At 62.7% G+C, this 6240-nt stretch carries 5 protein-coding genes, 1 tRNA gene and 1 pseudogene; 5 read left to right on the plus strand and 2 right to left on the minus strand.

Annotation, left to right across the window (positions count from 1 at the left end; all coding sequences use genetic code 11):
- Positions 1-68 precede the first annotated feature (68 nt).
- The gene (locus ACZBJS_RS38385) at positions 69-554 is read right to left on the minus strand and encodes a MerR family transcriptional regulator (protein ID WP_076824976.1); all 486 of its coding nucleotides are present in this window, start codon (positions 552-554) and stop codon (positions 69-71) included.
- 83 nt (positions 555-637) lie between these two features.
- Between ACZBJS_RS38385 and ACZBJS_RS38390 the strand changes: the two genes are divergently transcribed.
- The 4 genes and pseudogenes from ACZBJS_RS38390 to ACZBJS_RS38405 form a co-directional block, all read left to right on the plus strand.
- Positions 638-1876 (plus strand): NADH:flavin oxidoreductase/NADH oxidase family protein, encoded by a 1239-nt coding sequence (locus tag ACZBJS_RS38390; protein ID WP_253588163.1) that lies wholly within the window; start codon positions 638-640, stop codon positions 1874-1876.
- A gap of 153 nt (positions 1877-2029) precedes the next feature.
- Positions 2030-2938, plus strand: coding sequence for an acetoacetate decarboxylase family protein (locus ACZBJS_RS38395; protein WP_076824978.1), 909 nt, complete (start codon positions 2030-2032; stop codon positions 2936-2938).
- Positions 2939-2983: 45 nt separating this feature from the next.
- A complete protein-coding gene (locus ACZBJS_RS38400) occupies positions 2984-3820 on the plus strand; it encodes an alpha/beta fold hydrolase (RefSeq protein ID WP_463440012.1) in 837 nt (278 codons plus the stop codon).
- Positions 3821-3884: 64 nt separating this feature from the next.
- Positions 3885-4453 (plus strand): annotated as a pseudogene (locus ACZBJS_RS38405) (type 1 glutamine amidotransferase domain-containing protein); the annotation flags it as partial.
- A 308-nt stretch (positions 4454-4761) separates the two neighbouring features.
- Here ACZBJS_RS38405 and ACZBJS_RS38410 read toward each other — a convergent pair.
- A tRNA-Leu gene (locus ACZBJS_RS38410) sits at positions 4762-4846 on the minus strand.
- A 526-nt stretch (positions 4847-5372) separates the two neighbouring features.
- Between ACZBJS_RS38410 and ACZBJS_RS38415 the strand changes: the two genes are divergently transcribed.
- The gene (locus tag ACZBJS_RS38415; protein WP_316396450.1) at positions 5373-5945 is read left to right on the plus strand and encodes a disulfide bond formation protein B; all 573 of its coding nucleotides are present in this window, start codon (positions 5373-5375) and stop codon (positions 5943-5945) included.
- Positions 5946-6240 lie beyond the last annotated feature (295 nt).

Consider the following 6240-nt stretch of genomic DNA (forward strand, 5'->3'; position numbering starts at 1 on the left):
AACGATGTTAGCTCAGTTCAAAAAGGCGCACATCGCCGCCCGCGCGGTCGATGATGATTCCAGTGCATTTAGCCGGCTCTGGGACGTCGACGACGCCTTGTTTTGCCGAAAAGCTTCACGTCACCGACCGTCACTGTTGGTCTCTCCATCTCCTTGCCTAGCAATTGCGACAGCACCCGCCGTGCGTTGGCAGCGCAGTCGATGTCGTCAGGCCTCGCTTCGATGTCCTTGATAAGCGCAACCAGTTGCTCCTTGCTCTGCGCGAGCCGCGCCTCCAATCTCCCGATATCCGCCACCTTGCGACGGAGTGTGTCGATTAGCACAGGATGATCCCACTGCTCGAGATCGGACGGCAGCAGCGAACGAATTTCGTCGAGGCTGAATCCAGCGTTCTGCGCAGTTGTGATCAATTCGAGCATCAGCACCGCCTCCGGAGGATAGGTCCGATAGCCGTTCGGCAGCCGTTCGACCGTCTTCAAAAGCCCGGCGCGCTCATAGAAGCGGATCCGCGAGTTGGTCAGCCCGGTTCGCTTCGCCAGTTCCCCGATATTCATCGCGAACAATCCTCGAAAAAGGGTTGACCTTCAACTTAACTCAAAGGTTATGGTCTGTCCAACTTTCTGCTTGGAGATCCATAATGTCGCTGTTTTCCCCACTGGCGCTGCCTAGTGGCGCCGTGATCCCGAACCGCGTCGCCAAGGCGGCGATGGAAGAGAACATGGCCGATGCCGATCATGCGCCATCGGCCGAACTGATCCGCCTGTACCAGGCCTGGGCCGCGGGCGGGTCGGGCCTGATCATCACCGGCAATGTGATGGTCGATGCGCGCGCGATGACCGGTCCGGCCGGGGTCGTGCTGGAGGACGATCGCTTCCTCGATCGCTTCAAGACGTGGGCGAACACCGCACGCTCGGGCGGCGGCCAGGTCTGGATGCAGATCAATCATCCCGGCCGCCAGATGCCGGCGGGACTCGGACAGGAGACGTTGGCGCCATCCGCGATTCCGCTCGACCTTGGCGCGCAGTCCAAGGTCTTCCCGATGCCGCGTGCGATGACAGCGGCCGACATTGCCGAGGTGGAACGCCGCTTCGTGGCCACCGCAGCCCTCGCGGAACGCGCGGGCTTCACCGGTGTCGAGATCCACGCGGCGCATGGTTATTTGCTGAGCCAGTTCCTGTCGCCGCTCGCGAACCACCGCACGGATCAATGGGGCGGCAATCTGGAGAATCGCGCACGCTTGCTGCTCGATATCGTGCGCGGCGTGCGGGCGACGGTGTCGTCTGGCTTTGCGGTGTCGGTCAAGTTGAACTCGGCCGACTTCCAACGCGGTGGCTTCTCGCCGGAGGATGCTCAGGCCGTGGTTGCGATGCTTGCGCCGCTCGGCGTCGATCTCGTGGAGCTATCGGGCGGCAGCTACGAGGCGCCTGCCATGATAGGCTCGGCGCGCGACGAACGCACACTGGCGCGCGAAGCCTATTTTCTCGAATTCGCGCGCGAGATCGCCGCGGTCGCAACGATGCCGTTGATGGTCACGGGCGGCATCCGGCGCCGTGAAGTGGCGGAAAACGTGATCAAGAGTGGGGTGGCCATGGCAGGAATCGCGACCGCACTCGCGATCGAGCCGAACCTGCCGCACAACTGGCGGCTCGGCAAATCGGACGCTCCAAAGCTCAAGCCGATCACCTGGAAGAACAAGCCGGTCGCGTCTTCGGCGTATATGGCCGCCGTCCGCTACCAGTTAGTCCGCCTTAGCCGAAACCGGCGCAGCGCGCCTAACGTATCGCCGGTCTGGGCGTTGCTTACCTCGCAGATGCAGGCAAAGCGCAGCGCGCGCCAATATCGCCGCTGGGTGACGGAACGAAAGGCGGCGGCTTGATGGCAGATCGCCGGGATCGCAACCAGCGGAGGGAACCGCAATTAATGCTTGAGCTTAAACTGGACTTCAACGTTACCATCCCGTCCGCTGGCGGGACGAGCGGCATACCATGGGCCGTCCGCCGGCCTCGCTTATCGACGAAAGTCATCGTTCATGGCTAAAGACCTAACGGAAGTCGAGTTCGCCGGTCACAAGGTCATGGTGCCGAAAGGCGGCTACTATGACCGCTTTCGCTCCAATCCCGAGCTCGACGAGGTGGCAAAAGATCCAACCGCCGGCAATATCGATTTCTTCCGGCGCATCCCGAAAGTGATGGTTCCGTCGCGGATCGGCCCGACGTGGGCGCCCAACTTCTACTACCGCACCAGCAACGTGCAGGCTTTGATGCTCGCGCCGCTCAAGAAGCTGCGTTCGATGTTGCCGTCGCCGCTTGAGCCGCTGCATGCGCTGCCCGGATACGGACTCGTAGCGCTCACTTTCTTCTCCTACGCGGTCTGTGACAACGATCCTTATAACGAGGTATCGGTCGCCATCGTCATCCGCCGGCCAGGCGCGCGTGGACCACACGTGCTGGAGCTGCTCGACTCGATACGGCGGCAGAGCTTCTTCGCGCATGTGCTGGCGTTGCCGGTAGATACCGAGATCGCCCGCGTGCGCGGAGTCTATGGCTATCAACTACCGAAATGGCTGACCGACATAAGGCTTGATGTCTCGTCGAACGGCATCACGGCCAGCATCGCAGCGACCGACGGAAAATCGGACGTGACGTTGACCGCACCACTGCCGACGCTTCGCCGGATAACATCGCAGTCGCGCCTCTCAACTAACACGTCGATCGGGCTGGTGGATGGCGAGTGGCGGCAGACACAGTTTGTTACCAACCCTATCGAACTCGCACAGACGCTGTTTCCGCGCGATGTTAAACTGTCGCGCGCCGGCGGTCCGATCAGCCAGTTGCTGAACGGGTTAGGCGTGGGCACCATCTTGCGGTTCGATGTCGTCAAAGACGCGCAGATGGTCTTGTACCTGCCGCGTTCATTGAACGCTCTGCCCGCGATTTGAAAGCGACATCACCGGAGTGGGCCTGTCAACAAAGGAGAAGTCGTCATGGCATTTGTTAAAACAAAGGACGGGACCGACATCTTTTACAAGGATTGGGGGCCAAAGGACGCGCAGCCTATCCATTTCCACCACGGCTGGCCGCTCAGCGCCGACGACTGGGACAACCAGATGCTGTTCTTTCTCAAGCAGGGTTTTCGCGTCGTCGCGCACGACCGGCGCGGCCATGGACGGTCAAGCCAGGTCAGCGAAGGCCACGACATGGACCACTATGCCGCCGATGCGTCGGCGGTCGCCGAGCATCTTGATCTTCGAAGCGCCATCCATATCGGCCACTCGACAGGTGGCGGGCAGGTTGCGCGCTATGTTGCGCAGCATGGCCAACCACAAGGGCGCGTCGCCAAGGCGGTGCTGGTCAGCTCAGTGCCACCCCTGATGGTCAAAACCGACGCGAATCCCGAGGGCACGCCAATCGCCGTGTTCGATGGTTTCCGCGCGGCGCTTGCCGCCAACCGCGCTCAGTTCTTCCTCGATGTGCCCGCCGGTCCCTTCTACGGATATAACCGGCCGGGCGCCAAGCCCTCGCGGGGGGTCATCGAGAACTGGTGGCGGCAAGGCATGATGGGAAGCGCGAAGGCTCACTACGAAGGCATCAAGGCGTTCTCGGAAACCGACCAGACCGCGGATTTGAAGGCGATCACCGTCCCGACTCTCGTGATGCAGGGCGACGACGACCAGGTGGTCCCCTACAAGGCGGCAGCGCTCATGCAGGACAAGCTGCTGCAAAACAGCAAATTGATCATTTATCCCGGTTTCTCGCACGGGATGCTCACGGTCAACGCAGATGTGATCAACGCCGATCTTCTCGCGTTCATCCGTGGATGAATGACGCGCGCCGGACTATCTCCGGCGCGCTCCTTTCTTCGGGCTTTTCGAAGGTATTGCAACAATGAGTAGGCGTGTTCTCCATGTCGTCAGCAACGTCGCCTACTATGACGATCGGTCGCACCCGACCGGGTTGTGGCTGTCCGAACTGACGCACGCCTTCGATGTCTTCGCGGAAAAAGGTTACGAACAGAGGATCGTGAGCCCGAAGGGCGGTCGTCTCCGCTCGAACCTCGCGCGCTCAAATGGCCGCTCCTGGACGCCTCGGCAAAGGCGTGGCTGGCGAACAAGAGCCGCATGGCGCTTCTGTCGGCGACGGCGCGGCCTGATGAGATCGACCCAGCGGATTACGATGTGATCTATTTCACCGGCGGTCACGCAGTCATGTGGGATTTTCCGGACAGCGAAGGGCTGCAAGAGATCACTCGCGTCATCTGGGAGCGTGGCGGCATCGTCTCCGCCGTCTGCCACGGCTATTGCGGCCTGCTCAACACAAAACTCTCGGATGGCAAGCTGCTGGTCGCCGGCAAGCGCATCACCGGTTTTTCGTGGCGCGAAGAAGTGCTGGCCGGAGTTGCGAAATACATGCCCTATAATGCTGAGGCCGAGATGAAGCGGCGCGGAGCGCGCTACCACGCGTCCCCGCCGAATTTCGGGCGGGCAGCTCGGCAGTCAACGTCAGTCCTGATCTGCTTTGGATTTGCGTGCGCGCCGTCGCTCTTGCGGGCCATCTGCTCAATTCCTTTAGTCAGGAATAACGGAAGTTGCCGTGAACATCTGTTCTCCCGATACCAACAGAAATACCAACAAATCGAACGGCTGGGATCGGATGAGAACAAACGGTGACGATCACCGAGTTATGCAGAAGTGCCTATTTTTCAAGGGTTTGAAGCGCCGCGCGGACGGCTGCGAACGCTTGCGAATGATGCGAACAGCCTAGTTGGTGCCCCTGGCCGGAATCGAACCAGCACTCCTTGCGGAACTCGATTTTGAGTCGAGCGCGTCTACCAGTTCCGCCACAGGGGCATTCGCAATGGTCCCGGCCGGGAAGGCCGGGGTCGCGAAGCGCGGCGGACTATAGCGGGCGGCCCGTCACGGTCAACCCGCGCGGGCGGGATGTCCCGCGCCCCGGCAGCGGAATTTCCGGCGGGTGTGACCCCGAGGACGACGCAAGGCCGTTGCCGTCCGTATGGCAGTCACGGAAGAGTTTGCCCGGCGGCGGCAGCCGCTGCCACCGTCCCCAAGCCTGGCCGCGGCTGCGGCAACCTACTTCGAGACGGAGGCGCGAGCGTAACGCTATTGTCCGGTTCGTCGATCTCGATGACGTACATGAACGCAGGCTGCTCAATCCGAGCCTTTTCTTTTCCGATGAGCTGCAGGCGGCGATGACCCAGTGGGGCCTGCGCGTTCCCACGCATCACCGACTGAACGCGATCTGACCGCGGCGGACGGCGGCCGTCACGGTCAACCCGCGCGGATGTGATTGTCCCGCGCCTCGACAGCGGTATTTTCACGCGATACGACCGCAATCGACGACCTTGGAGCAGGGCCCATGACCCTCCCGAACGATGCGCCCCGGAGGACCGACGTGACGATTGCCACCGCCCATCCGTCGCATGCTTCCGCCGCCGGCAATCCGGCGCTGACCTCGGCGCTGGCGATTGCCGTGATCGCGGCGGCGACCCTGGCCGGCGCCTGGTTCTTCCAGCTCGTGCTGGAGATCATGCCCTGTCCGCTCTGCCTCGAGCAGCGCTATGCCTATTACCTCGCGGTGCCGCTCGGCGCCGTGGTGGCGCTCGCGGCCGCCCGCGACGCGCCGCGTCCGGTGCTGCTCGCGGGCCTTGTGATCCTCGGCCTCGCCGCGCTCGCCAATGCCGGGCTCGGCACCTATCACGCCGGTGTCGAATGGGGGGTCTGGCCGGGGCCGACCGATTGCACCGGCCCGATGGTGGATTTCGGCAAGGCCGGCTCGCTGCTGGACCAGCTCGACAAGGTCAAGGTGGTGCGCTGCGACGAGGTGCAGTGGCGCTTCCTCGGCATTTCGCTCGCCGGCTACAACGCGCTGATTTCGCTGCTGATGGCCGCGATCGCCGGTTGGGGCGTGATGAAGGCCGCGAGGGCCTGAGGTCGGGCCGTACGGTTTTCCCGTTATCCGTCATGCCCGCGCAAAGGCTTCGCCTTTGCCGCTGGAGGAGGCCGCGAAGCGGCCGTCTCGAAGCATGGACGGGCACCAGCCGGGCCGTTCATCCTTCGAGACGCGCGGAGCCTGTCATCGGGCCGCGCTTCGCGCGGACCCGGTGGCGCTCCTCAGAGTCTGACTCATAAATCACCCAACCTTAGCTGCAGCCGCGAGTCTGCGGGTCAGGAGCCTGATGTGTGCAATCAGCAGCCAGGCAGCTTCGGTTGCCGCCGTCGCCTCG

Source organism: Bradyrhizobium sp. KZN70725 (assembly GCF_055264925.1).

Bases quoted from the DNA above. Each gene is read 5' to 3' on its own strand.
- ACZBJS_RS38385 (WP_076824976.1), bottom strand. From the start codon at position 554: ATGAATATCGGGGAACTGGCGAAGCGAACCGGGCTGACCAACTCGCGG.
- ACZBJS_RS38390 (WP_253588163.1), top strand. From the start codon at position 638: ATGTCGCTGTTTTCCCCACTGGCGCTGCCTAGTGGCGCCGTGATCCCG.
- ACZBJS_RS38415 (WP_316396450.1), top strand. From the start codon at position 5,373: ATGACCCTCCCGAACGATGCGCCCCGGAGGACCGACGTGACGATTGCC.
- ACZBJS_RS38395 (WP_076824978.1), top strand. From the start codon at position 2,030: ATGGCTAAAGACCTAACGGAAGTCGAGTTCGCCGGTCACAAGGTCATG.
- ACZBJS_RS38400 (WP_463440012.1), top strand. From the start codon at position 2,984: ATGGCATTTGTTAAAACAAAGGACGGGACCGACATCTTTTACAAGGAT.